This is a genomic window from Spirillospora sp. NPDC047418, from assembly GCF_040643275.1.
Lineage (GTDB): Bacteria > Actinomycetota > Actinomycetes > Streptosporangiales > Streptosporangiaceae > Spirillospora.
This window is the reverse complement of the sequence record NZ_JBEYTW010000026.1, coordinates 56,584-81,944: the sequence shown is the minus strand read 5'-3', so window position 1 is coordinate 81,944 and position 25,361 is coordinate 56,584. Positions and strand designations below refer to the sequence as shown.

26 protein-coding genes are annotated in these 25,361 nt (G+C 71.4%); 13 read left to right on the top strand and 13 right to left on the bottom strand.

All coding sequences use genetic code 11. The annotated features are described in order from the left end of the window. Window positions 1-71: 71 nt before the first annotated feature. The gene (locus ABZ806_RS18655; protein ID WP_163062446.1) at window positions 72-500 is read right to left on the bottom strand and encodes an ATP-binding protein; all 429 of its coding nucleotides are present in this window, start codon (window positions 498-500) and stop codon (window positions 72-74) included. A gap of 200 nt (window positions 501-700) precedes the next feature. On the opposite strand from ABZ806_RS18655, the gene ABZ806_RS18650 reads away from it, so the two are divergent. Then, a complete protein-coding gene (locus tag ABZ806_RS18650; protein ID WP_500218555.1) occupies window positions 701-1,171 on the top strand; it encodes a GNAT family N-acetyltransferase in 471 nt (156 codons plus the stop codon). A 63-nt stretch (window positions 1,172-1,234) separates the two neighbouring features. Here ABZ806_RS18650 and sodN read toward each other — a convergent pair whose 3' ends face one another. Continuing rightward, entirely contained in the window at window positions 1,235-1,639 is a 405-nt protein-coding gene (gene sodN, locus ABZ806_RS18645) for a superoxide dismutase, Ni (protein WP_500218554.1), read from the bottom strand. A 184-nt stretch (window positions 1,640-1,823) separates the two neighbouring features. Here sodN and sodX point away from each other — a divergent pair, with 184 nt between their 5' ends. Further along, window positions 1,824-2,213 carry a nickel-type superoxide dismutase maturation protease gene (gene sodX, locus ABZ806_RS18640; RefSeq protein ID WP_500218553.1) on the top strand — a complete coding sequence of 130 codons (390 nt, stop codon included), beginning with the start codon at window positions 1,824-1,826 and terminating at the stop codon, window positions 2,211-2,213. 5 nt (window positions 2,214-2,218) lie between these two features. Here the strand turns inward: sodX and ABZ806_RS18635 are convergent, their stop codons facing one another. Next, window positions 2,219-2,782, bottom strand: coding sequence for a CGNR zinc finger domain-containing protein (locus ABZ806_RS18635; RefSeq protein WP_500218552.1), 564 nt, complete (start codon window positions 2,780-2,782; stop codon window positions 2,219-2,221). Between the two features lie 214 nt (window positions 2,783-2,996). Next, window positions 2,997-4,187 carry an NAD(P)-dependent malic enzyme gene (locus ABZ806_RS18630; RefSeq protein WP_500218551.1) on the bottom strand — a complete coding sequence of 397 codons (1,191 nt, stop codon included), beginning with the start codon at window positions 4,185-4,187 and terminating at the stop codon, window positions 2,997-2,999. Window positions 4,188-4,547: 360 nt separating this feature from the next. Here ABZ806_RS18630 and ABZ806_RS18625 point away from each other — a divergent pair, with 360 nt between their 5' ends. Genes ABZ806_RS18625 through ABZ806_RS18615 form a run of 3 tightly spaced genes read left to right on the top strand, consistent with a single transcriptional unit; the run spans window position 4,548 to window position 7,208 of the window. After that, window positions 4,548-5,462 (top strand): ABC transporter substrate-binding protein, encoded by a 915-nt coding sequence (locus ABZ806_RS18625; protein ID WP_500218550.1) that lies wholly within the window; start codon window positions 4,548-4,550, stop codon window positions 5,460-5,462. 4 nt (window positions 5,463-5,466) lie between these two features. After that, a complete protein-coding gene (locus tag ABZ806_RS18620) occupies window positions 5,467-6,390 on the top strand; it encodes an amino acid ABC transporter permease (protein ID WP_500218549.1) in 924 nt (307 codons plus the stop codon). Then, entirely contained in the window at window positions 6,387-7,208 is an 822-nt protein-coding gene (locus tag ABZ806_RS18615) for an amino acid ABC transporter ATP-binding protein (protein WP_500218548.1), read from the top strand. The genes ABZ806_RS18620 and ABZ806_RS18615 overlap by 4 nt, the downstream gene beginning before the upstream one ends. A gap of 11 nt (window positions 7,209-7,219) precedes the next feature. On the opposite strand, the gene ABZ806_RS18610 is transcribed toward ABZ806_RS18615, so the two are convergent. Further along, complete coding sequence (locus ABZ806_RS18610; protein ID WP_500218547.1) at window positions 7,220-7,810, bottom strand: hypothetical protein; 591 nt, start codon at window positions 7,808-7,810, stop codon at window positions 7,220-7,222. Window positions 7,811-7,896: 86 nt separating this feature from the next. Between ABZ806_RS18610 and ABZ806_RS18605 the strand changes: the two genes are divergently transcribed. Continuing rightward, on the top strand, window positions 7,897-8,865 hold the full coding sequence (locus tag ABZ806_RS18605; protein WP_500218546.1) for a zinc-binding dehydrogenase: 969 nt from the start codon (window positions 7,897-7,899) through the stop codon (window positions 8,863-8,865). A 31-nt stretch (window positions 8,866-8,896) separates the two neighbouring features. On the opposite strand, the gene ABZ806_RS18600 is transcribed toward ABZ806_RS18605, so the two are convergent. The 6 genes from ABZ806_RS18600 to ABZ806_RS18575 form a co-directional block, all read right to left on the bottom strand. Next, a complete protein-coding gene (locus ABZ806_RS18600; protein ID WP_500218545.1) occupies window positions 8,897-9,619 on the bottom strand; it encodes a PadR family transcriptional regulator in 723 nt (240 codons plus the stop codon). A gap of 3 nt (window positions 9,620-9,622) precedes the next feature. Further along, complete coding sequence (locus ABZ806_RS18595) at window positions 9,623-10,477, bottom strand: DUF4097 family beta strand repeat-containing protein (RefSeq protein WP_500218544.1); 855 nt, start codon at window positions 10,475-10,477, stop codon at window positions 9,623-9,625. A 60-nt stretch (window positions 10,478-10,537) separates the two neighbouring features. Continuing rightward, window positions 10,538-10,714 (bottom strand): DUF6104 family protein, encoded by a 177-nt coding sequence (locus tag ABZ806_RS18590; RefSeq protein WP_500218543.1) that lies wholly within the window; start codon window positions 10,712-10,714, stop codon window positions 10,538-10,540. A gap of 101 nt (window positions 10,715-10,815) precedes the next feature. Next, a complete protein-coding gene (locus tag ABZ806_RS18585) occupies window positions 10,816-14,520 on the bottom strand; it encodes a multifunctional oxoglutarate decarboxylase/oxoglutarate dehydrogenase thiamine pyrophosphate-binding subunit/dihydrolipoyllysine-residue succinyltransferase subunit (protein ID WP_500218542.1) in 3,705 nt (1,234 codons plus the stop codon). 119 nt (window positions 14,521-14,639) lie between these two features. Further along, window positions 14,640-15,311, bottom strand: coding sequence for an AIM24 family protein (locus ABZ806_RS18580; protein ID WP_500218541.1), 672 nt, complete (start codon window positions 15,309-15,311; stop codon window positions 14,640-14,642). A gap of 73 nt (window positions 15,312-15,384) precedes the next feature. After that, window positions 15,385-16,293, bottom strand: a complete 909-nt coding sequence (locus tag ABZ806_RS18575) for a glutathione S-transferase family protein (RefSeq protein WP_500218540.1) — start codon at window positions 16,291-16,293, stop codon at window positions 15,385-15,387. A gap of 151 nt (window positions 16,294-16,444) precedes the next feature. On the opposite strand from ABZ806_RS18575, the gene ABZ806_RS18570 reads away from it, so the two are divergent. Beyond that, window positions 16,445-17,110, top strand: coding sequence for a DedA family protein (locus ABZ806_RS18570; RefSeq protein ID WP_500218539.1), 666 nt, complete (start codon window positions 16,445-16,447; stop codon window positions 17,108-17,110). Between the two features lie 49 nt (window positions 17,111-17,159). On the opposite strand, the gene ABZ806_RS18565 is transcribed toward ABZ806_RS18570, so the two are convergent. After that, on the bottom strand, window positions 17,160-18,227 hold the full coding sequence (locus tag ABZ806_RS18565; RefSeq protein WP_500218537.1) for an NAD(P)H-dependent amine dehydrogenase family protein: 1,068 nt from the start codon (window positions 18,225-18,227) through the stop codon (window positions 17,160-17,162). A 212-nt stretch (window positions 18,228-18,439) separates the two neighbouring features. On the opposite strand from ABZ806_RS18565, the gene ABZ806_RS18560 reads away from it, so the two are divergent. Then, on the top strand, window positions 18,440-19,342 hold the full coding sequence (locus tag ABZ806_RS18560) for an SDR family oxidoreductase (protein ID WP_500218536.1): 903 nt from the start codon (window positions 18,440-18,442) through the stop codon (window positions 19,340-19,342). Window positions 19,343-19,346: 4 nt separating this feature from the next. Further along, window positions 19,347-20,144, top strand: coding sequence for an enoyl-CoA hydratase/isomerase family protein (locus tag ABZ806_RS18555; RefSeq protein ID WP_500218534.1), 798 nt, complete (start codon window positions 19,347-19,349; stop codon window positions 20,142-20,144). Window positions 20,145-20,170: 26 nt separating this feature from the next. Here ABZ806_RS18555 and ABZ806_RS18550 read toward each other — a convergent pair whose 3' ends face one another. After that, window positions 20,171-21,013 (bottom strand): sirohydrochlorin chelatase, encoded by an 843-nt coding sequence (locus tag ABZ806_RS18550; RefSeq protein WP_500218533.1) that lies wholly within the window; start codon window positions 21,011-21,013, stop codon window positions 20,171-20,173. A gap of 390 nt (window positions 21,014-21,403) precedes the next feature. Between ABZ806_RS18550 and ABZ806_RS18545 the strand changes: the two genes are divergently transcribed. The 4 genes from ABZ806_RS18545 to ABZ806_RS18530 are packed head-to-tail and all read left to right on the top strand — an operon-like array spanning window position 21,404 to window position 25,324. Beyond that, entirely contained in the window at window positions 21,404-23,839 is a 2,436-nt protein-coding gene (locus ABZ806_RS18545) for a sensor histidine kinase (RefSeq protein ID WP_500218532.1), read from the top strand. Next, on the top strand, window positions 23,836-24,291 hold the full coding sequence (locus tag ABZ806_RS18540; protein WP_500218531.1) for a roadblock/LC7 domain-containing protein: 456 nt from the start codon (window positions 23,836-23,838) through the stop codon (window positions 24,289-24,291). Before ABZ806_RS18545 ends, ABZ806_RS18540 begins: the two co-directional genes overlap by 4 nt. A gap of 6 nt (window positions 24,292-24,297) precedes the next feature. Beyond that, complete coding sequence (locus tag ABZ806_RS18535) at window positions 24,298-24,681, top strand: DUF742 domain-containing protein (RefSeq protein WP_500218530.1); 384 nt, start codon at window positions 24,298-24,300, stop codon at window positions 24,679-24,681. Then, window positions 24,662-25,324 carry a GTP-binding protein gene (locus ABZ806_RS18530; RefSeq protein WP_500218529.1) on the top strand — a complete coding sequence of 221 codons (663 nt, stop codon included), beginning with the start codon at window positions 24,662-24,664 and terminating at the stop codon, window positions 25,322-25,324. The genes ABZ806_RS18535 and ABZ806_RS18530 overlap by 20 nt, the downstream gene beginning before the upstream one ends. Window positions 25,325-25,361: the final 37 nt, after the last annotated feature.

Here is a 25,361-nt window from a genome sequence, read left to right as displayed (position 1 = left end):
GGACTCGGTCCGCTCGGTCCGCTCGGTGCTCGCGGCGGCGACCGTCGTCTCCTCCGTCGTCGTCTTCTCCGTCACGGGGCCCCCGCCGCGCCGCGCCGCTTCTGCAGCGTCACGGTGACCCGGTCGTCGGCGCCCACCTCGGCGTCCACCTCGCCCGCCAGGGACGACAGGACCGTCCAGGCGAAGGTGTCGCGGCTGGGTTCCTCACCGTCCACGGTGAGCACCGACACGGAGATGCGCATGGCGTCCCCGGTCAGCTCGAACTCGCACGTCAGGTCGGTCCCGGGCAGGGCCTGGGACAGCAGCATCGCGCACGCCTCGTCCACGGCGATGCGCAGGTCCTCGATTTCGTCCAGCGTGAAGTCGAGCCTGGCCGCGAGTCCCGCGGTCGCCGTCCGCAGCACGGACAGGTAGGCGCTCGCGGCCGGCAGCTTCACCGTCACCACGTCGCGGACGGACAACTTCGTACTGGCCGGCATTGCAGCGGTTTCCTCGGTCACGTCACTCCCTCGCAGGATGGTCCCGCTGCTTCGAAACTACCGCCTGCGGGGCGTGGTCGGAGACTCCGGCGCGCGTGGCTTTCCTACGAACGCGGCACGGACCTCAACTGACGCGTTCCAAACCCCCGCCGGGCGAGGCGTGAGTCACGCCCGCGCGCCCCCCGCGCGCCCCATACGTCCCGTTCGAATACCCTGCCGGGGTGATTCGGTATGCGACCCCAGACGACGTCCCGGAGATCTTGCGGCTGATCCGCGAGCTGGCGGACTACGAGCGCGCCCTCCACGAGGTGAAGGCCACCGAGGAGCAACTGCACGACCGGCTCTTCGGTGAAGATCCCAAGGTGTTCGCGCACGTCGTGGAGCACGAGGGCAGGGTGGTCGGCTTCGCGCTCTGGTTCCTCACGTTCTCCACGTGGAACGGCACGCACGGCATCTATCTGGAGGACCTGTTCGTCGAGCCGGACGTCCGCGGCCACGGCTACGGCAAGGCCCTCCTCACCGAGCTCACCCGCGTCGCCGACGCCCGAGGCTACGAACGCGTCGAATGGGCCGTCCTCACCTGGAACACCCCGGCCATCGGCTTCTACGAATCCCTGGGGGCCCGCCCCCAGGACGAATGGATGGTCTACCGCCTGACCGGCGACGCCCTCACCAAGGCCGCCCGCTCCTGACGCGCCGCCCGGAGATGGCGGAGGCCCGACCAGCCGCCGGTCGGGCCTCACCGTTCCTTCAGATCAGGACTGCTTGGTCTCCCAGAAGATCTTGTCGATCTCGCTGATCTTGCCCAGCAGGTCCTCGGCGACCTTGACGTCCATGGTGGCCTTCGTGCCGCCGCCACCGCCGGCCAGCTTGGTGGCCTCGTTGAACAGCTGGTGCAGCTGCGGGTACTTCTCGAAGTGCGGCGGCTTGAAGTAGTCGGTCCAGAGCACCCACAGGTGCTCCTTGACCAGCTGGCTGCGCTGCTCCTTGATCAGGATCGCCCGGGAGCGGAACTCCGGGTCCTCGTTGGCGGCGTACTTCTCGCAGATCGCCTTGACCGACTCGGCTTCGATCCGGGCCTGCGCCGGGTCGTAGACGCCGCACGGCAGGTCGCAGTGCGCGGACACCGTAGTCTTCGGGCGCAGAAGCTTGAGCAACACCTGCGAATCCCTTCCCTCGTTGCGGATCATGCTCAGGGCACCGACATTACCCTTGTGTCCCTGGGCACGTCCGGCCAGGGCGCTCGGTATTTCGGCCTAAGACCCGGGCCGCGCGCGGCCCGGAGCCCCTCGGGGGGTGTCATGACCACGGTCCGCCGATGTATGCGGACCCGCGAGGAGGACCATGCGGATCCGCAGGCCGCGCCGTCCGGTGCTCTGGGGCCTCGCCGGCGCCGCCGTGCTCGCGGCGGCCGGGGCCCGGCGGCTGCGCACGGTCGAGGTCACCGGGGAGTCGATGCTGCCAGGGCTGGCACCGGGGGACTGGCTCCTCGTCCGCGCCGGTGGCCGTCCCGCCCCGGGCGCCGTCGTCGTCGCCGAGCATCCGCGGCGTCCCAGGCTCCTGATCGTGAAGCGCGCCTCGCACCGCACCGATGAGGGCTGGTGGCTGGAGAGCGACAACCAGCGCGCCCCCGGGCGCAGCGACAGCTGGGACTTCGGCGCCGTCCCGGACGCGCTCGTCAAGGGACGCGTCCTGGCCCGCTACCGGCCCTTCCCCGTGAAGCTCGTGACGTGACCGCGCTACCGGCCGCCGTCCCGGGCCGGGACGGTGACGCGGGGGGTGTTCGGGTGGCAGGCGGCGGTCACGCTCGGGCGTCCCGCGCAGCGGTCGGAGCAGTAGCGGCGCGAGCCGTTCGCGGTCGTGTCGAAGAACACCCGCTCGCAGTCCTCCGCCCGGCAGGTGCCGAGCCGGTCCGGGCCGTGCGAGGCGATCTTCGCCACGAGGCCCATCACGGCGCGGGCCGCGTAGCGGTCCGTGATCGAACCGGCCTCGTTGAAGTGCAGGTGCCAGTCCTTGTCGTCGTGCCGGGTGAGCTGCGGATGGACGGGATGATGGATGAGCAGCGTGTTGAGGCGGTCGACCGCGTCGTCCTCGTCCCCGCGCGCTGCGGCGGCGAAGACGGCGCGCAGCTGCGCGCGCAGTTCGCGCATGGCGTCGAGATCGCGGTGCGCGGTCCGGCCGCCGAGATGCGGCCGCTGCGCCAGCAAGGCCCGCAGCCCCTCGAGATCGCACAGCTCGTCCCCGCCGGGACGGCGCGTGTTCACGAGATCGATCGCCAGGTCTGCGTACGAGGCCAGGTTCACTGTCGCTCCCGACGGACTCGGGCGGATCGGACGAATTGCCAGGGTCTATTCCCCGTTGGCAAGGATTACACCGCCTCCAGGGGAAGATTTGCGGCCTGGATCACAGTGCCGACGTGAAATTATGTGAATTCGGTCCCGCTGATGGCCGAGTTTATGGACCAATCGAACGGCCCGTGCCCCATGATCGGGCACGGGCCGTCCGGCGGCGCGAAGATCAGATGCGGTTGACGCCCTCGCGGCGGGCCTGGTCGGCGACCGCGGCGGTGACGGCCGGGGCGACCCGGTCGTCGAAGGGGTTCGGGATGATGTAGTCGGCGGTCAGGTCGTCGCCGACGATGTCGGCCAGCGCGTTCGCGGCGGCCAGCTTCATGCCCTCGGTGATCGTGTGGGCCCGGACGTCCAGCGCGCCGCGGAAGATGCCCGGGAACGCCAGCACGTTGTTGATCTGGTTCGGGAAGTCGCTGCGGCCGGTCGCGACGACCTTGGCGTGCCGGCGGGCGACCTCCGGGTGGACCTCGGGGGTCGGGTTGGAGAGGGCGAAGACGATCGAGTTCTCCGACATGGTGGCGACGCAGGACTCGTGGACCGTGCTGCCGGACAGGCCGATGAACACGTCCGCGCCGCGCAGCGCCTCCTCGGTGGAGCCCTTCAGGTGCGACCGGTTGGTGATCGCGGCGATGCGCTCCTTGACCGGGTTCAGGCCGTCGCGGCCCTCGTGGATGAGGCCCTTGCTGTCCGACAGCGCTATGTCGCCGATGCCGCCCTCGATCAGCATCTTGGAGACCGCGATGCCGGACGCGCCGGCGCCCGCGACGACCGCGCGCAGCTCGCCGAGGGGCTTGCCGACGAAGCGGGCCGCGTTCTTCAGCGCGGCGAGCGCGACGATCGCGGTGCCGTGCTGGTCGTCGTGGAAGACGGGGATGTCGAGCGCGGCGCGCAGCCGGTCCTCGATCTCGAAGCAGCGGGGGGCGCTGATGTCCTCCAGGTTGATGCCGCCGAAGCTCGGCGCCATCCGGATCACCGTGTCGACGATCTCGTCCACGCCCGTGCAGCTCAGCGCGATCGGCACCGAGTCGACGTCGGCGAACTCCTTGAACAGCAGGGACTTGCCCTCCATGACCGGCATGGACGCGGCCGGGCCGATGTCGCCGAGGCCGAGCACGGCGGTGCCGTCGGTGACGACGGCGACGACCCTGGACGTCCAGGTGTAGTCGTAGGCCAGCTCGGGGTTGTCGGCGATGGCGGTGCACACGCGGGCGACGCCGGGCGTGTAGGCCAGCGAAAGGTCGTCCTTGTTGCGGACCGGGATGGTCGACCGCATCTCCAGCTTGCCGCCGCGGTGCAGCGGGAAGGCCGGATCGTCTTCGAGTGAGAGCGGTTCGGTGGTAATGGGCTCAGCAGCCACAGCGACCCCTGTCAGTGAAAGTTGGCTTTCTTGCGATGCCGCCGCGGTGGTGGTGGCGTGGTGGCCGGACACCTGGTGGTCATCTCGCGACGTACGGGGGTCACCCGTTGTCCGATTGTGCCACACGGGGTCTCGCCCGCCCGGTGGCCGGGGTGGGTGTTGACCGTCACGTGACGGTCGCCACATGTAGTGGTCCGGTAGCACACGGTGCGTAACGGGGAGGTCGGCGCGCCGTTCCGGCGCTACCTCGTTGCGTGATTGTTTCGGACCCTTTATCCAGATCAGGGAGGTTGTGCGCCAAACTGTGCACCTGACCTTCGGATCTACGCTGATCCGACGCAACCATCTGGAGGGGGACCAGTGACCACCGGTTCTCTGCGCCGCCGCCTTGTCGCGGCGAGCGCTCTCGTGCTGACCGGCGCCCTCGCCCTGTCCGCATGCGGTGACAGTGACGACTCTGGCGACTCGGGCGGCTCCGCCGCCACGAATACGAGTGTGGACAGCAAGCTCGCGGCCATGGTCCCGGACGCGATCAAGAGCGACGGCAAGATCTCGATCGGCACCGACGCGTCCTACCCGCCCAACGAGTCCGTCGACCCCGCGTCGCAGAAGATCGTCGGCTGGGACGTCGACCTGTTCACCGCGGTGGCGGGCAAGCTGGGCCTGAAGACCGAGTTCCAGAACGCCGGCTTCGACACGATCATCCCGGGCGTCCAGTCCGGCAAGTACGAGATCGGCGTCTCGTCCTTCACCGACAACAAGGAGCGGGAGAAGGCGGTCGACTTCGTCACCTACTACTCCGCCGGGACGTCGTGGGCCGCGCTCAAGGGCAACCCCGACGGCGTCACCCCCGACAACGCCTGCGGCAAGAGCATCGGCGTCCAGCACGGCACCGTCCAGGTCCAGGACCTGGAGGCGCGGAGCAAGAAGTGCACCGACGCGGGCAAGCCGGCCATCAAGACCGTCGTCCGCAACCAGCAGACCGAGGTCACCAACGACCTCGTGGCGGGCAAGGTGCAGGCGATGGCGGCCGACTCGCCGATCGCCGGCTACGCGGTGAAGCAGACCGGCGGCAAGCTGGAGCTCATCGGCGAGGTGTACGACACCGCTCCGTACGGCTTCATCTTCAAGAAGGAGAACGGCCAGTTCAAGGAGGCCGTGCAGGGTGCGGTCAAGGCGCTGATCACCGACGGCACCTACAAGCAGATCCTGGAGAAGTACGGCGTGGAGAGCGGCGCGATCACCGATCCGGCGATCAACGCGGCGCAGAGCTGATCGAATGACGGTCGACACCGACGTCGAAGGGGGACGGCCCGAAACGATCAAGGCCGTCCCCGTGCGGCACCCGGGCCGCTGGGTGGCCGCCGCCGTCATCGCGGTGCTCGCCGCGATGTTCGTCCACTTCCTGCTGACCAGCAAGTCCCTGGAATGGTCGGAGCAGTGGAAGTACCTGTTCTCCAAGCCGGTGCTGATGGGCGTCCGGAACACCATCTGGCTCACCGTGGTCGCGATGGCCGGCGGCGTGCTGCTCGGGATCGTCCTCTCGCTGATGCGGCTGTCCGCGAACCCGCTGCTGAGCGGGGCCGCCTGGCTCTACCTCTGGTTCTTCCGCGGTACGCCGCTCTACACGCAGCTCCTCATCTGGGGCGCGATCGGCTCGCTGTTCCCCACGGTGGGGATCGGGATCCCGTTCGGACCCGAGTTCCACACCTGGCAGACGCAGACGCTGATCAACGCCGCGAGCGCCGCGGCGCTGGGGCTGACGCTCAACGAGGCCGCCTACATGGCGGAGATCATCCGTGCCGGGATCCTCTCGGTGGACGAGGGCCAGCAGGAGGCGTCCAGCGCCCTCGGCATGTCCCGCACGCAGACCATGCGCCGGATCGTGCTGCCGCAGGCGATGCGCGTGATCGTCCCCCCGACGGGGAACGAGGCGCTCTCGACGCTGAAGAACACCTCGCTGGTCGTCGCCATCCCCTACGCGGAGCTGACGCGCACCCAGGAGACGATCTCCGCCGTCACGTACAAGGTCATCCCGATGCTGGTGATGGCCTGCCTCTGGTACCTGGCGCTCTCCTCGATCATGATGGTCGGCCAGCACTACCTGGAGCGCCACTACAGCAAGGGCGTCCGCGGCAGCAACGGCGAGGGGTCCGAGGCCCGGCAGTGGCTTCGCCTCCGCACCAGGGGCGGCGGGCAATGAGCGGAGGTGAGGGGACCGTGAGCGGCGTGCCCACCGGGGAGAAGGCGGCCGAGGCCGCCGGCCTGGTCGTCAAGGCCGAGCGGGTGCACAAGTCGTTCGGCCGGCTGGAGGTGCTGAAGGGCATCGACCTGGAGGTCAAGCCCGGCGAGGTGATGTGCGTCGTCGGGCCGTCCGGGTCGGGCAAGTCCACGTTCCTGCGCTGCATGAACCACCTGGAGAAGATCAACGCGGGCCGGCTGTGGGTGAACGGCCACCTGGTCGGCTACCGGCAGTCGGGCGGCAAGCTCTACGAGCTGCGCGACCGGGAGGTCGCCGCGCAGCGTCGTGATATCGGCATGGTGTTCCAGCGCTTCAACCTCTTCCCCCACAAGACGGCGCTGGAGAACGTCATGGGGGCGCCGGTGTGGGTCAAGAAGCTGCCGAAGGACCAGGTCAAGCAGCAGGCCCTCACGCTGCTGGAGCGCGTCGGGCTCGCCGAGAAGGCGCAGAGCTACCCCTCGCAGCTGTCCGGCGGGCAGCAGCAGCGGGTGGCGATCGCGCGGGCGCTCGCCATGGAGCCGGCGCTCATGCTGTTCGACGAGCCGACGTCCGCGCTCGACCCCGAGCTCGTCGGCGAGGTGCTCGAGGTCATGAAGCAGCTCGCCCTCGACGGCATGACCATGGTCGTGGTCACGCACGAGATGGGCTTCGCCCGCGAGGTCGGCGACTCGCTCGTCTTCATGGACGGCGGCGTCGTGGTCGAGGAGGGCACCCCGCGCGACGTGCTGACCAACCCGCAGCACCCGCGCACCCAGGACTTCCTCTCCAAGGTCCTCTAGCGCGGGCCGGCTCAGCGGCCCGCGAAGAAGGAGATCACTTCGCGGGTCGCGGTTCCGCCCTCGGGGCGGACCACCAGCGGGACGCGCTGCCGGTGCGGCACGAACAGGTACCCCGGGAACGGTGTGTCGTGGTCGGGGCAGGCGGTGAACGTGATCGCGTGGTCGGCCTCCGCCGGGGTGTGCGCTTGCTGGGCGGCCTCGCTGTAGAGCAGCCCGGCGGCCTCGCGGTACTCCGCCGGGATCGACAGCGTGGCCGTCTTCCCGGCGCGCAGGACGACACCGACCTTGTAGCGGCCGTCGCGCCCGTGCTCGGTCGGGTCGGCGTCCGCCCAGGCGCGGAGCCCGCTGATGATGAGCGGTTCCACGACGAGGTCGTCCGGGCCGGTCGTGACGGGGCCGTCGCGCTCCTCCGGGAACGAGGCGTTCCGGTTCGCGCAGTTCATGATCCGCGGGTTGGCGAGACCGCCCGGCGGCGCCGCGGCGGGACTGGCGGGGCCGGCCGCCTTCTCCGTGCCGTCCGCTGTGCCGTTGGCCGTGGTGCAGGCCGCCGTGCAGGCCGCCGTGAGCATCAGCCCGGTGAGGAGGAGCGCTCGGAACCGCATGGGGGCATTGTCGCGGAGTGCCCGCGCGGCCGGAAGGGACCGGCCCCACCGGCCGTCCGCACCCCGGAGACGGTTAGTGTCGGGGCATGCTCGCTGTCACTGCCACACAGATCGACGCAGACAATCCGCTGAACGGGCTGACGGTGGGGGAGCGGCCCGATCCCGAGGTACCGGACGGCTGGACGACCGTCACGGTGAAGGCCACCGCGCTCAACCACCACGACCTGTGGTCGCTGAAGGGCGTCGGCCTCCCGGCCGAAAGGCTCCCGATGATCCTCGGCTGCGACGCGGCCGGGGTGGACGAGGACGGCAACGAGGTCATCGTCCACTCGGTGATCGGCGACCCGGAGCGGGGCGGCGGCGACGAGACCCTCGACCCGAAGCGGTCGCTGCTGTCGGAGGTCCACCAGGGGACGATGGCGGAGAAGGTCGCGGTGCCGCGCCGCAACCTCGTGCCGAAGCCCGCCGAGCTGTCGTTCGAGGAGGCGGCCTGCCTGCCGACGGCGTGGCTGACCGCCTACCGGATGCTGTTCGACAAGGCCGGGCTGCAGCCCGGGTCGTCGGTGCTGGTGCAGGGCGCAGGGGGCGGTGTGGCGACGGCCGCGATCACGCTGGCGTCGGCCGCCGGGTTCCGGGTCTATGCGACGAGCCGGAGCGAGGCCAAGCGCAAGCGGGCCCGGGAACTCGGGGCGGACGCGGCGTTCGAGACGGGCGCGCGGCTGCCCGAGCGGGTCGACGCCGTCATCGAGACCGTCGGCCAGGCGACCTGGTCGCACTCGCTGAAGTCGCTGCGGCCGGGCGGGCGGATCGTGGTGTCCGGCGCCACCAGCGGCCAGGTGCCGCCGGCGGAGCTGAACCGGGTGTTCTTCCTGCAGCTGTCGGTGGTCGGCTCCACCATGGGGACGCGGGCGCAGCTGGAGCGGCTCGCCCGGTTCCTGGTCAAGACCGGCACCCGCCCGCTGATCGACCGGACGCTGCCGCTGAGCGAGGCCCGCGCGGGGTTCGCCGCGATGGCCGAGGGCGACATCTTCGGGAAGATCGTCTTCACGCCGTGAGCCGGCGGGGCCGTGGCCGGGGTGCTCCCGGTCACGGCTCCCTGCGGAAGATCTCCTTCGCCAGGCGTTCCCGGGTCTCGTCCAGGAGCGCCTGCGCGGCTGCGAGGTCGTCCTCGTCGAGGCGGGCCTTCTTCGCCGACTTGCGGACGTCCTCGACGAACGTGCGGAGCAGGCGCTCCAGCTTGAGGCGCGCGACGTCGTCGCGGGTGCCGGTCGCGGTCTTCCACGCGTCGTCCCAGTTCTGCCGCCACTCCTCCTTCCACGCCTGCTTCTGGTCGCGCCAGTACTCCTTCTGCCGCTTCCACTCGTCCTTCTGGCGCTCGGTGGTCTCCTTCCACGCCTCCTTGGACGTGGCCTTGCCCTGGTCGCGCATCGTCCGGGCGGCCTGGGTCAGCTCCTCGCGCAGCGTCCGGACGGTCTGCCGCACGTCCTCCTGCACGCCGCGGGCGAACTCCTGCGCCGAGGCGGAGATCTCCTCCTCCAGGTCGGCGAGCTCGTCCATCCGGCGCTCCAGCTCCTCGCGGCCCTTGTCGGTCAGCGAGTACACCTTCTTGCCCTTGATCACCTCGTGCGTGACGAGTCCCTCGGACTCCAGCCGGGCGAGCCGCGGGTAGATCGTGCCGGGGGAGGGCGAGTAGACCCCGAGGAACCGGTCCTGCAGCAGCCGGATCACCTCGTAGCCGTGCCGCGGGCTCTCCTCCAGCAGCTTCAGCAGGTACAGCCGCAGCCGCCCATGCCCGAAAACGGGGCTCACGTCTCACTTCTCCATTCGGGGGCCGGTGGTGATCTCGGAGGCGTCGTCGCGGCCGAGGAGGGTGATCGCGCCGGAGACGGTGTTGACGGTCAGCCGGCCGGTGCCGTCGCCGAGCTTGCCGGTGACGCTCTGCGCGATGGTGCGGTCCTGGCGGCCGAGTTCGGGGAAGGACGTCTCGATCCGGCCGGCGGCGGAGCTGAGCGAGACCTGCGCGCCGGCGGACTCGGGGACGCGCAGCGCCACCTCGCCCGACACCGTGTGGACGTCCACGGCGGCGTCGCCGGGCAGGTCGACGTCGGCGGCGATGCGGCCGCTGACCGTGCGGGCCCCGAGGCGGCCGAGGGACGCGCCGGCGAGGGCGAGGTCGCCGGAGACGGAGGTGAACTGGACCGTCCCGTCCAGGCCCTGCGCCTCGATCGCGCCGGACACGGTGTTGGCGTCGATCGCGCCCGCGACGCCGTCCAGCGTCACGTTGCCGGTCGCGCTCTTGATGGACGTGCGGGTCGTCATGCCGGTCACGATCGCGTCCGCCGACACAAGGGTCAGCGAGACCGGGCAGTCGTGCGGGACGGTCACCGTGATCGCCGCGCGGACGTTGTGGGTGCGCAGCCAGCTCAGCACGCCCTCCCACAGCTTCTCGTGCGTGACGGTCAGCATGCCGGCCTCGTGGGTGACCGTCAGCGGCGGCCCCTGGACGTCGCCGACCATGATGGACGGCCGCTCGTCGGAGGCGAGCACCGAGACGCTGCCCGCGATCACCGTGACGCGCAGCGCGACCACGCCGTCGAAGTCCAGGGTGGTGGGTTCCTCGATCGTCCAGTGCGACATCGCGATGTGCCCTTCGTCCGGCTCCGCCATCAGTGAACACGATATGTCGCGTTTCCGAAAAGTCAAGACATGTCGTGTTTGCGGGCCGAGTTACTCGTCCTCGTCGTCCAGCCGGGCCAGCCAGGTGGCGAGCCGGTCGACGGGCGTCTCGAACTCGGGGTTCAGGTCCACGAACTCGCGGAGCCGCTCGGCGAGCCAGGTCAGGCTGACCTCCTCCGCGCCGCGCCGGTCCGTCAGCTCCTCGATGCCCCGATCGGTGAAGTACATGTACGGGTGTCTTCCTTCTCGATCATGCCGTCGGGACGCCGAGGGCTCCGGCGCGACGCACCGGAGCCCTCGGGTCTCGTCGATTCCTGCTGCCGGCCGGCCTACTTCCGCTCGCCGAACAGTCTCGCCAGCAGGGCCTCCTGCTCGGCCTGGTGCAGCTTCGCCGAACCGACGGCCGGGGACGAGGACGCCGGGCGCGACACCCGGGACATCCGCAGGCCCTCGATGTGGTGCGGCAGCTTCAGCGCCATGAACGGCCAGGCGCCCATGTTCGCGGGCTCGTCCTGCACGAACACGACCTCGGCGTCGGCCGGGTACTTGGCCAGCTCCGCCTTGATCTCGTCCACCGGCGGCGGGTACAGCCGCTCGACCCGGACGACCGCCGTGTCGTTCGCGCCCGCCGCCTGCCGGGCCTTGACCACCTCGTAGTAGATCTTGCCGGTGGTCAGCAGCACCCGCCGCACGCCCGCCGGGTCGATCGCCGGGTCGCTCTCCGGGATGACCGGCTGGAACGCGCCCTCGGTGATCTGCTCGACCGGCGACGTCGCCGCCTTCAGCCGCAGCAGCGACTTCGGCGTGAACACCACCAGCGGCTTGTTCCGGCCCGACAGCACCTGCCAGCGCAGCACGTGGAAGTAGTTCGCCGGCGTGGTCGGGTACACCACGGTCATGTTGTCCTGCGCGCACATCTGCAGGTACCGCTCGATCCGCGCGGACGAGTGGTCGGGCCCCTGGCCCTCGTAGCCGTGCGGCAGCAGCAGGACGACGCTCGAGTGCTGGCCCCACTTCTGCTCACCGGAGGAGATGTACTCGTCCACCACCGACTGGGCGCCGTTGGCGAAGTCGCCGAACTGGGCCTCCCAGCAGACCAGCGCGTCCGGCCGCGTCATCGAGTAGCCGTACTCGAAGCCCATCGCCGCGTACTCGCTGAGCAGCGAGTCGTGCGCGTAGAACTTCGACACGCCCTGCCCGAACTGCTTCAGCGGCGTGTACTCCTCGCCCGTCCTGCGGTCGACGAGCACCGCGTGCCGCTGGCCGAACGTGCCGCGCCGGGTGTCCTGCCCGACGAGCCGCACCGGGCGGCCGTCGATCAGCAGCGAGCCCATCGCGAGCAGCTCGCCGGTCGCCCAGTCGATCGCGTCGTCCTCGATCATCTGGGCGCGGCGCTGCAGGATCGGCTGCAGCCGCGGGTGCGGGGTGAAGCCCTCCGGCAGGCTGACCTGCGTCTCGATGATCCGCTTGACGGTCTCCGGCGGGATCGCCGTGCCGGCCTTGCCGTGGTCGATCGGGATGCGCTCCTCGACGTCGGGCTTCACGACCGAGCCAGGCTCCAGGGGCTTCTTCACCGCCTCGCGGGTCTCGGTGAAGGCCCGCTCCAGCTGCTCCTGGTAGTCGCGGAGCGCCTGCTCGGCCTCCTCCACCGTGATGTCGCCGCGGCCGATCAGCGCCTCGGTGTAGAGCTTGCGCACCGAGCGCTTGGCGTCGATCAGGTCGTACATCAGCGGCTGGGTGAACGAGGGGTTCTCGCCCTCGTTGTGGCCCCGGCGCCGGTAGCAGACCATGTCGACGACGACGTCCTTCTTGAACGTCTGCCGGTACTCGAACGCCAGCCGCGCGACCCGCGCGCACGCCTCCGGGTCGTCGCCGTTCACGTGGAAGATCGGCGCCTGGATCATCCGGGCCACGTCGGTCGCGTAGACGCTGGACCGCGAGTACTCGGGGGCGGTGGTGAAGCCGACCTGGTTGTTGATGATGACGTGCACGGTGCCGCCGGTGCGGTAGCCGCGCAGCTGCGAGAGGTTCAGCGTCTCGGCGACCACGCCCTGCCCGGCGAACGCGGCGTCGCCGTGGATCAGGATCGGCAGCACGGTGAAGCCGGCCTCGCCGACGTCCAGGACGTCCTGCTTGGCGCGGACGACGCCCTCCAGCACCGGGTCGACCGTCTCCAGGTGGGAGGGGTTCGCGACCAGCTCGGTGTGGATCTTGGAGCCGTCGCCGGCGACGAAGTCGCCGGACGCGCCGAGGTGGTACTTCACGTCGCCCGAGCCCTGCGCGCTGCGCGGGTCGAGGTTGCCCTCGAACTCGCCGAAGATCTGCCCGTAGGACTTGCCGACGATGTTGGCGAGGACGTTCAGCCGGCCGCGGTGCGCCATGCCGATGACGACCTCGTCGAGGTTCTCCTTCGCGGCGGCCGAGATGACCGAGTCCAGCAGCGGGATGACCGACTCGCCGCCCTCCAGCGAGAACCGCTTCTGCCCGACGAACTTCGTCTGCAGGAACGTCTCGAACGCCTCGGCGCTGTTGAGGCGGCGCAGCACGTGCAGCTGCTCCTCGCGCGACGGCTTGTCGTGCGGGACCTCCACGCGCTCCTGGATCCAGGCGCGCTCCTCCGGGTCCTGGATGTGCATGTACTCGATGCCGACCGTCCGGCAGTACGCCATCCGCAGCACGCCGAGGATGTCGCGCAGCTTCATCGTCGGCTTGCCGCCGAACCCGCCGGTCGCGAACTCGCGCTCCAGGTCCCACAGGGTGAGGCCGTGCTTGAGGATGTCGAGGTCGGGGTGGCGGCGCTGCTTGTACTCCAGCGGGTCGGTGTCGGCCATGAGGTGGCCGCGGACCCGGTAGGCGTGGATCAGCTCGTGGACGCGGGCGACCTTGGCGACGTCGTCGTCATGGCTCGCGGAGATGTCCTTGACCCAGCGCACCGGCTCGTACGGGATGCGCAGCGCCTCGAAGATCTCGTCGTAGAAGCCGTCCTCGCCGAGCAGCAGCTCGTGGATGCGGCGCAGGAAGTCGCCGGACTGGGCGCCCTGGATGATGCGGTGGTCGTAGGTGGAGGTCAGCGTCATCACCTTGCTGATCCCCATGCGCGACAGCGTCTCGCCGGACGCGCCCGCGAACTCGGCCGGGTACTCCATCGCGCCCACGCCGATGATCGTGCCCTGGCCGGGCATCAGCCGCGGCACCGAGTGGACCGTGCCGATCGTGCCCGGGTTCGTCAGGCTGATCGTGGTGCCCTGGAAGTCCTCGATGGCGAGCTTGCCGCCGCGGGCCTTGCGGACGACCTCCTCGTAGCCGGCCCAGAACTGGCGGAAGTCCAGCGTCTCGGCGGCCTTGATGCTCGGCACGACGAGCTGCCGGGAGCCGTCGCTCTTCTGCAGGTCGATCGCCAGCCCGAAGTTGACGTGCTCGGGCCGGACCAGCACCGGCTTGCCGTCCACCTCGGTGAACGCGGCGTTCATCTCCGGCATCGCGGTGAGCGCCCGGACGATCGCGTACCCGATCAGGTGCGTGAACGAGACCTTGCCGCCGCGCCCGCGCTTCAGGTGGTTGTTGATGACGATGCGGTTGTCGACCAGCAGCTTCGCCGGGACGGCGCGCACGCTGGTCGCCGTCGGCATGCCGAGGCTGGCCTCCATGTTGGTGGCCGTCCGGGCGGCGACGCCGCGCAGCCGGACCTCCTCGGCGCCCGCCGGCACCGGCGGCGGAGCCGGCTTCTCCGCCGCCTTCGGCGCGGGCTTGGCGGCCGCGCGCGGCGGCGCGGCCGGGCGCTGCGATGTCGGCGGGGCGGCCGCGGTGCCGTTCGCGGCCGGGGCCGCGCCCTCGGTGGTCGCCTGGGGGGACGCGGGGGTCGCCGACGACGGCCGGCTGTCCGGCTGGTAGTCCGCGAAGAAGTTCCACCAGGCTTCGTCAACGGAGTTCGGGTCTTCGAGGTACTTCTGGTACAGCTCGTCGACCAGCCACTCGTTGGCGCCGAAATCTGTGATCTTGGGGTCGGCACTTGTTTGCGACGACTCTGTCGACACGGCGGAGATCGCCCTCTTCCGCTGCTCGCAGGTGAGTTCTGAGACGATCCCCAGGCTACCGTGTTTATCGCCCTCCGCTCGGCGGCATGCGCGAGAGCGACCCCCGGCCGGTTCCCGGGTCAGTGGGTGTGGTGCGGGACGGTCGGTCCCTCGCTGGCCTGGACGAGCACGAAGCCCTGCCCCTGGTAGGCGAGCTGCATGGCCTCGCCGCTGCCTCGGCCGATGAGGGCGCCGGCCTTGAAGGTGCGGTTGACGCCGACCTGCAGGCTGGTGCTCCACGCCACGGCGGACTGGCCGTCGGCGAACGTGGGGGCGCGGCCGCAGTCGAGCATGACGGGCGTCCCGTGTGTGGTGAGCGCCACCCATCCGGTGCCCTGCAGGGTGGTGTTGAACAGGCCGCCGGCGGCGATGCCCGCGCCCTGGACGCGCTGGATGTCGGACTGCAGGGTCGAGTCGTAGGCGAGGATGTTCTTGCCGTTGACGGTGAGGCCCTCGTTCTCCAGGTAGAACAGGTGGATGTCGTCGGCGTCGTTCGCGACGAACAGCAGGCCCTGGCCCTTGACGCGCATCAGCGGCACGCCCTCGCCGGTCAGGGCCTTCTTCATGAACTTGCCGATGCCGCCGGAGCCCTCGTAGTCGAACTCCATCTGGCCCTGGAAGGCGACCATGGAGCCCTGCCGGGCGAGGACGTCCCCGTTCAGGTGGACGCGGAGCATCTTGGAGTTCTGGAGGGCGAAGTGGCCGGGAAGCTGCTGGCCCTGGTCGAGGTTGCCGAAGAACTGGCTGCGCATGGTCGGGTCATGCCTTTCGTGCGGATCGATGGAGATCCGCCAGCATAACGAGGGTCACCGTCAAAGAACGCCGTCAGCGGTCCCGGCCGTGCGGGACGGTCCAGTCGACGGCCGGGCCCTTGGCGACCACGCCGGACGGGTTGATGTTGCGCTGGGTCACGTAGTAGTGGCGCTTGATGTGGTCGAAGTTCGTCGTCTCGCCGAACGCGGGGATCGCGTACAGGTCGCGGGCGTAGCCCCACAGGTTCTCGTAGTCGGCCAGCCGCCGCAGGTTGCACTTGAAGTGGCCGTGGTAGACGGCGTCGAAGCGCGCCAGCGTCGGGTAGAGGCGGACGTCGGCCTCGGTGACGGCGTCGCCGAACAGGTAGCGGCGGGTGGACAGGCGCTCCTCGATCTGGTCGAGGGTGGCGAAGAGGGCGTCGAACGCCTCCTCGTAGGCGCCCTGGGACGTGGCGAACCCGGCCTTGTAGACGCCGTTGTTGACCGTCCTGTAGACGAGGTCGTTCAGCTCGTCGATCTCGGGGCGGAGCGCCTGCGGGTACAGGTCGGGCGCGCCCGGCCGGTGGTGGGCGGTGAACTCCGTCTCGAACATGGTGGTGATGTTCGGGAAGTCGTTGGTGACCAGGCGCTCGGTCTCGGTGTCCCAGATGGACGGGACGGTGTAGCGGCCCTGGAACGACGGGTCGGTGGCGAGGTACAGCTCGGACAGGAACACCGCGCCGGTGACGGGGTCGCGGTCGGGGAACCGCCAGCCCTTCTCGTCCCGGATGGGGTCGACCACGGCGACGCCGATCACGTCCTCCAGGCCGAGGAGCCACCGCACGATCAGCGTGCGGTGCGCCCACGGGCACGCGTAGGAGACGAACAGCCGGTACCGGCCCGGCTCGGCCGGGAACCCCGACGACCCGTCGGCGGTGATCCGGTCGGTGAACCGGTTCGCCTGCCGGACGAACCGGCCTCCCTCGACCTCCTGGACGCTCATGCCGTGCCTCCCGCGGTGACTCCGCCGTCCCTCCCGATGATCGTCCGAACGGCCGATCCGGGCAAGGGAACCTCGCGGCTACCATAACCGTCGGTAGCTACTGTGAAACGGCCGCGAAGCGGTTCCGGCCGGAGCGAGATGGCGGGGGTCCATGCTCGAACAGTTCAACGCACTGGTGGACGGGCTGCCACCCGCGATGATCTACCTCGTCATCGCGGCGCTGGTGTTCGCCGAGGCCGCGCTGTTCGTCGGGTTCGTGTTCCCCGGCGAGACCGCGATCGTCGTCGGCGGCGTGCTCGCCAGCCAGGACGTCCTGTCGCTGCCGCTGCTGCTCGTCATCGCGGTGGTCGCGGCGGTCGTGGGCGACTCCGTCGGCTACGAGATCGGCCGCAAGTACGGGCCGCGGCTGCTGGAGGCCGGGGTGATGCGCAGGCACCGCGCCAAGGTCGCCGGCGCGCAGGACCTCATCCGGCGGCGGGGCGCGTTCGCGGTGTTCATCGGGCGGTTCACCGCGCTGCTCCGGGCGCTGATGCCGGCGCTGGCGGGCAGCTCCCGGCTGCCGTATCCGAAGTTCCTGGTGTTCAACGTCATCGGCGGCGTGACGTGGGTGGTGACCTTCACGCTCGGCGGCTACTTCGCGGGCACGGCGTTCGAGCACGCGGCGAAGCTGGCGGGCCGGGGGCTCGCGATCGGGCTCGCGGTCGCGGCCGTCGCCGGGCTGGTGGTGTGGAGCGTCCGCAAGCGCCGCCGGGAGGCCCGCGAGGAGGCGGCGGCGGAGGCCGATGCCGAAGGGGAACCGGCGCGGACCCTGCCCTAGCGGTCACGGCGTCAGCGGTCACGGCCTCAGCGGTCGCGCGGGCGGGCGGTCACACGTGCATGCGCCCGCTGACCATCGGCAGGTCGAGGTAGGTGCGGATCCCGGGGGCGGCGGCGCAGACGGCCGCGACGGAGTTCAGCGCGTGCGCGGACGCGGCGGAGATCACGTCGGAGACCCAGTCCTCGTCGACGGACAGGGTCAGCGACGGGCGGCCGTCCACGCGCAGCGAGTACCCGGGGCGGCCCCACTCCTGCGACATCCGCGCGGCGTTGGCCTTGTGCACGACCTCGACGGTGATGACGGGGCGGCCGGCGGCGAGCCCGCTGAACGTCCAGCGCGCCGCCGCGACGGTGCCGTGCGGGATCGGCCCGGCGGCGGTGACGAGGTCGGTGCCGGCGAGCCGGTAGTCGACGTCCATGTCGATCTCGTCGAGGTCGACGCCGAGGCCCGCCGCGACGAGGTGCAGGCTCTCGGCGAACATCGCGCGCATCGCGGCGCGGTTGGGCCGCAGCGCGCGCCGGTACGCCTCCTCGGTCTTGCCGAAGCCGATCATCTCGTGCACCATCCGCCAGGACGGGTGCCGGGCGAAGTCGGTGCACTCGCGGGCGTAGACGTGGGTGATCCGCCGGGACAGCCGCGACAGCACGAGCGGCATGACGTCGGCCATGAAGCCGCCGCTGACGCCGCTGCCGTGCACGCTCGTCCCGCCCCGCTTGCACGCCTGCTCCAGCTCGCCGACGAACTGCGGGCCGTGCGCGTGCGGGTAGACGAGCCCGCTGAGGGAGATCAGGTTCTTGCCGGACGCGAGCAGCGAGCAGATCGTGTCCAGCTCGCGGGGCCGGTCGTGGGCGGGGCTCGGCGCGTAGATCACGCAGTCGGCGTCCAGGGCGAGGATGTCGGCGATGTCGCGGGTGGCGGCGATCCCGATCGGCTCGCGGCCGGCCAGGGCCCCGGCGTCGGCGCCCTCCTTGGCGGGGGTGTGCACCCAGACGCCGGCGAGCTCCATGTCGTCGCGGTCGAGGACGCCCCTGATCGCGCTGCGGCCGAGCGCGCCCGTCGCCCACTGCACGACGCGGTACGGGCGGCGGCCGGCGGCCGGGACGTCGGCGGCGATCATCGGGGCGGGACCTCCGTTGCTCCTCGCGGTTCGCCCGAGACTACGCGGCAGCCCCGGCCATTTGCGGCATTCGGCGCAACTTCCCTCGCGATCCATCGTACTCGGGAGGGACCCCGGTGGAGCGCGCCCGAGCGAGATTCGGTTTAGTGGTACCACTCGGTAGCCCCGGATGATTTCCTGGGGTGCGGGCCCCACGATGTGAGGAGAAGCGAATGTCGGAACTGCGCTACGACGGCCGGGTCGCGGTCGTGACCGGGGCCGGCCACGGCCTCGGCCGCCGGCACGCCCTGGAGCTCGCCGCGCGCGGCGCCAAGGTCGTCGTGAACGACCTCGGCGGCGACCGGTCCGGTGTCGGCGCCTCCGCCGGCCCCGCCCAGGAGGTCGTGGACGAGATCACCAAGAACGGCGGCGAGGCCGTCGCGAACCCCGACAACGTCGCGACGCCCGAGGGCGCGCAGGCCGTGATCCAGAGCGCGCTGGACGCGTTCGGCAAGGTCGACATCGTCGTCAACAACGCCGGCATCCTGCGCGACAGGTCGTTCAAGAACATGAGCGTCGAGGAGTTCGACGCGGTCATCGCCGTCCACCTGCGCGGCTCGTTCCTGGTGTCCAGCGCCGCCTGGTCGCACCTGCGCGAGCAGGGCTACGGCCGGATCGTGAACACCTCGTCCCCGGCGGGCCTGTTCGGCAACTTCGGCCAGGCGAACTACGCCACCGCGAAGATGGGCCTGGTCGGGTTCACCAAGACCCTCGCGCAGGAGGGCGCCAAGTACAACATCAAGGCCAACGCGATCGCCCCGGTCGCCTGGACCCGGATGACCGAGGACCTGCTGCCCGCCGACTTCGCCGACAAGCTCGGCGTCGACCAGGTGACGCCGCTCGTCGCCTGGCTCGTGCACGAGTCCAGCGAGGACTCCGGCGAGGTCTACACGGTCGGCGGCGGCCGGATCGCGAAGATCTTCGTCGCGGAGGGCCCCGGCTACGGGCAGAACACCACGCTGTCGGTCGAGGACGTCCGGGACAACTGGGCGGCCATCAGCGGGAACGAGCCGCTGGTGGTCTTCAAGAACGTGGGCGAGCAGATGGGCCCCCTGATCCAGCAGCTCACCTCCTGAGCCGTTGGACGGGATCAAGCTCGACCGGCGGGACGGGGTGGTCACGATCACCCTGTCCCGGCCGGAGCGACTGAACGCCGTCGACGGCGCCCTGACCGAGGAGATGCTCGACGCCCTCAACGAGCTGGCGCGCGACCCGTCCACCCACGTGGTCGTGCTCACCGGCGAGGGCCGCGGGTTCTGCTCGGGCATGGACATCCAGGGCGGCGACCCGGGCGGGGAGACCGCCGAGGGCCGCGTCCAGCGGCTCTACCGGGGCATCGCGCGCGGCGCCGAGGTCACCGCCCGGCTGCGGGAGATCCCGCAGCCGGTGATCGCGGCGCTGCGCGGCCCGGTCGCGGGCATGGGGGTGTCCTGGGCGCTGGCCTGCGACCTGCGGGTCGCCGACCCGACCACCCGGTTCGTCGTCCCGTTCACGAACCTCGGCCTGTCGGCCGGGGACTGCGGGCTCTCCTGGCTGCTGCCGCGCCTGATCGGCCCGGCGAAGGCCGCGGAGATCTCCTACCGGGCGCAGCGGCTGGACGTGCACCGCGCCGACGAGCTCGGCCTGATCACCGAGATCACCGCCGAGGGCGCGGACCTGGCGGGCGCGCAGGCGCTCGCCGACGAACTGCTCACCAAGTCCCCGTACGGCCTGCGCCGCACGAAGGAACTGCTCAACGCGTCCCTGGACGCCCCCGGTCTCCGCCGCCACCTGGCCGCGGAGACCGCCGTCCAGACGCTCGCCTTCTTCAGCGAGGACCTCGCCGAAGGCATGACGGCGACCCTCCAGAAGCGCACACCGAATTTCAAGAACCGCTGAGACCAGCCCAGGGGGAGACCCCTGGGCTAGTCGGCGAGTGCGGTGGAGAGCGCCTCGACGTAGCGGAGGGCCGCGACTCTGGCCAGGGCCGGGTGGGCGCCGAGGGGGGCCGAGTAGGCGGCGCCCACGGTGGCGGCCGCCGGCGCGATCAGCGCGGCCTCCGGCTCGGAGCCGATGAGGTGCGGCGCGACCGCGATGGACGCGGCACCGGCGGCGCGCAACTGCTCGGCCGCGGCCTTGACCGACGCCTCGTCGTTCAGCGAGGCGGTGAAGACCGGTGCGGCCAGCCGGGAGGCGAGCAGCACGCCGGTGACCTCGGCCTGCCGGACGGCGGTCGCGTCCCCCGGCGTCGCGACGATGACGCCGGACGCGGCCGTCACCATCGTCATCAGCCGGATCCGGTCGGCGCGGGCGAGGCCAGCGTCGGCGAGCCGGTCGTGCAGCGCCTCGGCGATCAGCGGGTGCGGGCCGAGCGGCTCGGCGACGACGGCGCGCACCCGCGAGTTCGCCACGGCGGCGTGCACGGCGCGGTCGAGCGCGGGGTCGGGGCCGGTGGACAGCGGCACCACGATGGCCGCCACCTCGTCCTGCTCCTGCCGCAGCGCGCCGAGGAGGCCGTGCAGGCTCGCCTCGTCGCCGTCCAGGTGCCCGACGTAGGCGGGCTGGCCGGTGTGCTCGATCTCGACGAGCCGGGCCAGTTCGGCGGCGATCTCGGTGCCGCCCTGCCGGGCGTGCCCGGGGACGGCCAGGACCAGCGTGGGGGATCCGGGGGGCAGCAGGAAGGACTCGTCGCCGCGGTGCCGGCCGCCGCGGGGGGCGCGGCGCCGTCGCGACGGCAGTGCCTCGGATGCCTGGCTATCGGGACTCACGGCGGGCATCGTAACGCCCTCCGGCCCGAAGGCCGTCCTTCCGTCCCGGTGGGCCGTGTCCCTCGGCCCGGCGGGGGCGACCTCGTTGCGGCCTCCGTCGTTGCCTGTATGGATCGCGGGGCTCCTTCCCGTGCCGGCGCGACGCGAGCGGTGGTGAAGAAGCAGAGTATGGCGCAATGCGGCAGAGCAACAGGGGGAAATGAAGCAAATTGTCCTGATTTGCCGCTATCCGGGCGGGATACCTGCGGCAAGATCACCCGTCCCGCCCGCATCACCGCAGGTGACACGGAATGATGCCAATGCGTCCGAAAGGCGCCAAAGGGGTTGCGGTCCCGTCACGGGCCGCCTTTATGATCCATGGACCCTCCTGGCCGGAACGTTCGAGGTCACATGAAAACCCCCCGTACGCGATCGATCCGCTCGAAGGTGACCGCGCTGCTGCTCGTGCCGCTGCTCTCCCTGGTCGCCCTCTGGGGGTACGCGGCGAGCGTCACCGGACGCGAGGCCATCGCCCAGCGCAACTACCACACGCTCGACCGCACGTTCGGGCCGAGCGGCCAGCGCGTCCTGGTGGAACTCGGCCGGGAACGCCAGCTGTCCGGGACGTTCCTCAGCACCCCGCGCTCCACGCCCGGCGGCGTCCCCGTCGCCCTCGTCGCCCAGCGCACCCGCGTCGACCAGGCCGTCGAGCGGTTCCGCCGCGAGGCCACCTCCGAGGCCGCCCGCGACGCCGCCACCGAGGAGATGGAGGGCCGCGTCACCGACGTCCTGCGGGCGTTCGGCGGGCTCGGCGGGCTGCGCGCCGCCGTCGACGGGCGCCTCACCGACCGGCTGACCGCGATCAACGGCTACAGCACGATGGTCGACGACCTGCACCGGCTGTACGACGGCCTCATCGTCATCGACGACGCCGACGTCTACAACTGGACGCTGTCCACCCGGCACGCGGCCCGCGGCATGGAGCTGCTGCAGCGGGAGAACGCGCTGATCGCCTCCGCGCTCGCCGGCAAGGGCAGGATGACGAAGGCCGAGCACCGGCTGTTCGTCGAGATGGTCGGCGAGCAGCGCTGGCAGTGGATCAAGCAGCGCACGCTGCTCGACCCGGTCGTCTACCGGACCGGGATCGCGCCCGTCTTCGCGTCCCAGCGCTACCAGGGCTTCAAGGCCATCGAGGACCGGATCGCGGGCGCCGACCCGCGCAAGCCGCTGCCCGTCGGGGCGCAGGAGTGGCAGCGGACGGCGGACCCGCTGATCGAGTCGCTGAACGAGATGGTCCTCGACAACTCCAAGCAGGCCGCCGAGCACGCCGACCGGCTCGGCCGGGACGCCTACGTCAGCCTCGGCGTCGTCGGCGGGCTCGGCCTGCTGGCGATCGTCGCGTCGGTGCTGCTGTCGCTGCGGTTCGCGGGCGGGTTCGTCCGCGAGCTGGTCGGGCTGCGCGGCTCCGCCGAGGAACTGGCCGAGCGGCGGCTGCCCGGCGTCGTCGAGCGGCTGAGCCGCAACGAGACCGTGGACGTCGCGGCGGAGGCGCCGCCGCTGCACGCGGGCAGCACCACCGAGATCGCCCGGCTCGCCGGCTCGTTCGCCAAGGTGCAGCGGACCGCCGTGGACGCCGCCGTCGGCCAGGCCGAGCTGCGCGCCGGCGTCGGCCGGATCTTCCTCAACATCGCCCGCCGCAACCAGTCGCTGCTGCACCGCCAGCTCACCATGCTGGACGGCCTGGAGAGCCGCGCCGAGGCCGACGACCTGGAAGACCTGTTCCGCATCGACCACCTCACCACCCGCATGCGGCGGCACGCGGAGAGCCTGATCATCCTGTCCGGCGCCACCCCCGGCCGCGGCTGGCGGCAGCCGGTGCGGTTCGCCGACGTGCTGCGCGCCGCCGTCTCGGAGATCGAGGACTACACCCGCGCCACCGTCCTCACCGACTCCGAGGACGGCCTGGTCGGCGCCGCCGTCACCGACGTCGTCCACCTGCTCGCCGAGCTGATCGAGAACGCGGCGACGTTCTCCCCGCCGAACACCGAGGTGCGGGTCAAGGCCGAGCGGGTCGGCACCGGCTTCGCCGTCGAGATCGAGGACCGCGGGCTCGGCGTCAAGCCGGAGCTGCTCGCCGAGGCGAACCGGCGGCTCGCCGAGCCGCCCGAGTACGACATCGTCGACACCGACCAACTCGGCCTGTTCGTCGTCGCGCGGCTGGCCGCCCGGCACGCCGTCTCGGTGACCCTGCAGCGCTCCCCGTACGGGGGCGTGACGGCGATCGTGCTGCTGCCGCACGACCTGGTCGTCCCGGCCGAGCAGATGGCGGCGGGCGCGCTGCCCCCGGCGCCGGAACCGGACGGCGACGGCGGCTCCCCGCTCGACACCCGCGCCGACGGCGAGGCGGAGAGCGGGCCGGGCGCCGTGCTGGTGCCCGCGCCGCGGGCCGGGACCGCCGCGCTGCCGGAGGCCGTGGTCCGGCTGCGCGAGACCCAGCCGCCACCGCGGACCGCACCGAACCCCTGGTCGGACGAGGCCGTCCCGCAGCCCGTGGTGACCGTGCGGGCCGCCACCGAGGCGAGCCAGGGCGCGAACCACGACGAGGACGACGACTGGGAACCGGCGGGGACGGCGGGCACCCACGCGGGGCTGCCCCGCCGGGTCAGGCAGAAGAATCTGGCGCCGCAGCTGCGCAAGCGGCCCGCGCCGCCGCCGGCACCGGCCGGCGCGGGCACGTCCGAGGGCATCGCACGCTCGCCCGAGGAGGCACGCTCGCTGATGGCATCGATTCAGCAGGGATGGCGTCGCGGCCGCGCGACGGATGTGGGGGATGAGGGAAACCGATGATGCACAACACCGCGACCGGTGAGCTGAACTGGCTGCTCAACGACTTCGCCGAACGCGTGACGGCGGTACGGCAGGCGGTGATCCTCTCCCGGGACGGCCTGGCCGTGGCCGCCTCCAACGAACTGGCCCGCGAGGACGCCGAGCACCTGTCCGCGCTCGCCTCGGGCGTGCAGAGCCTCGCCCGCGGCGCCGGCCGGCACTTCGCCGGCGGGAACGTCCGGCAGACCATCATCGAGATGGACGCGCTGCTGCTGTTCGTGACGGCCGCGGGCGACGGCACCTGCCTCGCCGTCATCGCCGAGGCCGAGGCCGACGCCGGGCTCGTCGCCTACGAGATGGCGGTGCTGGTCAAGCGGGTCGGGCAGCACCTGCAGGCGAGTCCGAGGTTCGGCGCGCAGGCGGCCGCCGAGGAGTTCGGGGGCGCCGGGGGGACCGCGCCGCGGGGCCGGTGACCACCGATGACCCCCTCGGCAGAGCGGTGGCTGGACCGGGACGCCGGTCCGGTCGTGCGTCCGTACGCGATGACCCGGGGCCGGACCCGTCCGGACGGCGCCGGCTTCGAGCTGATCGCGGTGGTGGCAGCCACCGGCGTCCCGGCCGGTGACCGGCTGCGCTACAGCCCCGACCACGCACGGGTGCTGCGCCGCTGCGCGACGCCCGTCCCGGTCGTCGACCTGGCCGCCGACCTGGGGCTGCCCATCGGCGTCGTCCGGGTGCTGCTCGGCGACCTGCGGGACGAGGGCCTCGTCGCGGTGGTCGCCGAGGCGCAGCCCGCCGCGCCGGGCCGCCGTCCGCCGAGCGGCGTGCTGAGGGAGGTGCTCAATGGTCTCCGCGCACTATGAGGGCGTGGGCCTCGCGTCCCGCCCGCCGGTCACCACGAAGATCCTGATCGCGGGCGGGTTCGGGGCCGGCAAGACCACGATGGTCGGCTCGATCAGCGAGATCAGGCCGCTGCACACCGAGGAGCCGCTGACCGACCGCGGCGTCGGGGTGGACGACGTGTCCGGCGTCGGCGCGAAGTCGACCACGACCGTCGCGATGGACTTCGGCCGCATCACGCTGTCGGACCAGCTGCTGCTCTACCTGTTCGGCACGCCCGGCCAGGAGCGGTTCTGGTTCATGTGGGACGAGCTGGCGGCGGGCGCGATCGGCGCCGTGGTGATCGCCGACACGCGCCGGCTGACGGCCAGCTTCCCCGCCATCGACTACTTCGAGCGCCGGGACCTCCCGTTCGTGGTCGCGGTGAACTGCTTCGACGGGGTGCGCACGCACCGGCCCGCCGACATCGCGATCGCGCTCGACCTCGATCCGGGCGTCCCGGTGGTCCTGTGCGACGTCCGCCGCCGCGAGTCGTCCAAGGAGGTGCTCGTCGCGCTGATGGAGCACGTGCTGAGCTGGCCCGACGCCGGGCCCGACGCCGGGCCGGACGATCAGGCGGCGGCCGGCGGCGAGCGGATGCCCGATCATCGTGAAGCCGCGACGTAGTAGGCTCCCGCACACCCCCGTACTCCACGCATCGGGA

What these genes read in the sequence shown, in the direction of transcription:
- sodX (WP_500218553.1), top strand. Translation starts at nt 1,824, where the DNA reads ATGCGGATCCGCAGGCCGCGCCGTCCGGTGCTCTGGGGCCTCGCCGGC.
- ABZ806_RS18620 (WP_500218549.1), top strand. Translation starts at nt 5,467, where the DNA reads ATGACGGTCGACACCGACGTCGAAGGGGGACGGCCCGAAACGATCAAG.
- ABZ806_RS18615 (WP_500218548.1), top strand. Translation starts at nt 6,387, where the DNA reads ATGAGCGGAGGTGAGGGGACCGTGAGCGGCGTGCCCACCGGGGAGAAG.
- ABZ806_RS18610 (WP_500218547.1), bottom strand. Translation starts at nt 7,810, where the DNA reads ATGCGGTTCCGAGCGCTCCTCCTCACCGGGCTGATGCTCACGGCGGCC.
- ABZ806_RS18605 (WP_500218546.1), top strand. Translation starts at nt 7,897, where the DNA reads ATGCTCGCTGTCACTGCCACACAGATCGACGCAGACAATCCGCTGAAC.
- ABZ806_RS18595 (WP_500218544.1), bottom strand. Translation starts at nt 10,477, where the DNA reads ATGGCGGAGCCGGACGAAGGGCACATCGCGATGTCGCACTGGACGATC.
- ABZ806_RS18590 (WP_500218543.1), bottom strand. Translation starts at nt 10,714, where the DNA reads ATGTACTTCACCGATCGGGGCATCGAGGAGCTGACGGACCGGCGCGGC.
- ABZ806_RS18580 (WP_500218541.1), bottom strand. Translation starts at nt 15,311, where the DNA reads ATGCGCAGCCAGTTCTTCGGCAACCTCGACCAGGGCCAGCAGCTTCCC.
- ABZ806_RS18575 (WP_500218540.1), bottom strand. Translation starts at nt 16,293, where the DNA reads ATGAGCGTCCAGGAGGTCGAGGGAGGCCGGTTCGTCCGGCAGGCGAAC.
- ABZ806_RS18570 (WP_500218539.1), top strand. Translation starts at nt 16,445, where the DNA reads ATGCTCGAACAGTTCAACGCACTGGTGGACGGGCTGCCACCCGCGATG.
- ABZ806_RS18565 (WP_500218537.1), bottom strand. Translation starts at nt 18,227, where the DNA reads ATGATCGCCGCCGACGTCCCGGCCGCCGGCCGCCGCCCGTACCGCGTC.
- ABZ806_RS18560 (WP_500218536.1), top strand. Translation starts at nt 18,440, where the DNA reads ATGTCGGAACTGCGCTACGACGGCCGGGTCGCGGTCGTGACCGGGGCC.
- ABZ806_RS18545 (WP_500218532.1), top strand. Translation starts at nt 21,404, where the DNA reads ATGAAAACCCCCCGTACGCGATCGATCCGCTCGAAGGTGACCGCGCTG.
- ABZ806_RS18540 (WP_500218531.1), top strand. Translation starts at nt 23,836, where the DNA reads ATGATGCACAACACCGCGACCGGTGAGCTGAACTGGCTGCTCAACGAC.
- ABZ806_RS18535 (WP_500218530.1), top strand. Translation starts at nt 24,298, where the DNA reads ATGACCCCCTCGGCAGAGCGGTGGCTGGACCGGGACGCCGGTCCGGTC.
- ABZ806_RS18530 (WP_500218529.1), top strand. Translation starts at nt 24,662, where the DNA reads ATGGTCTCCGCGCACTATGAGGGCGTGGGCCTCGCGTCCCGCCCGCCG.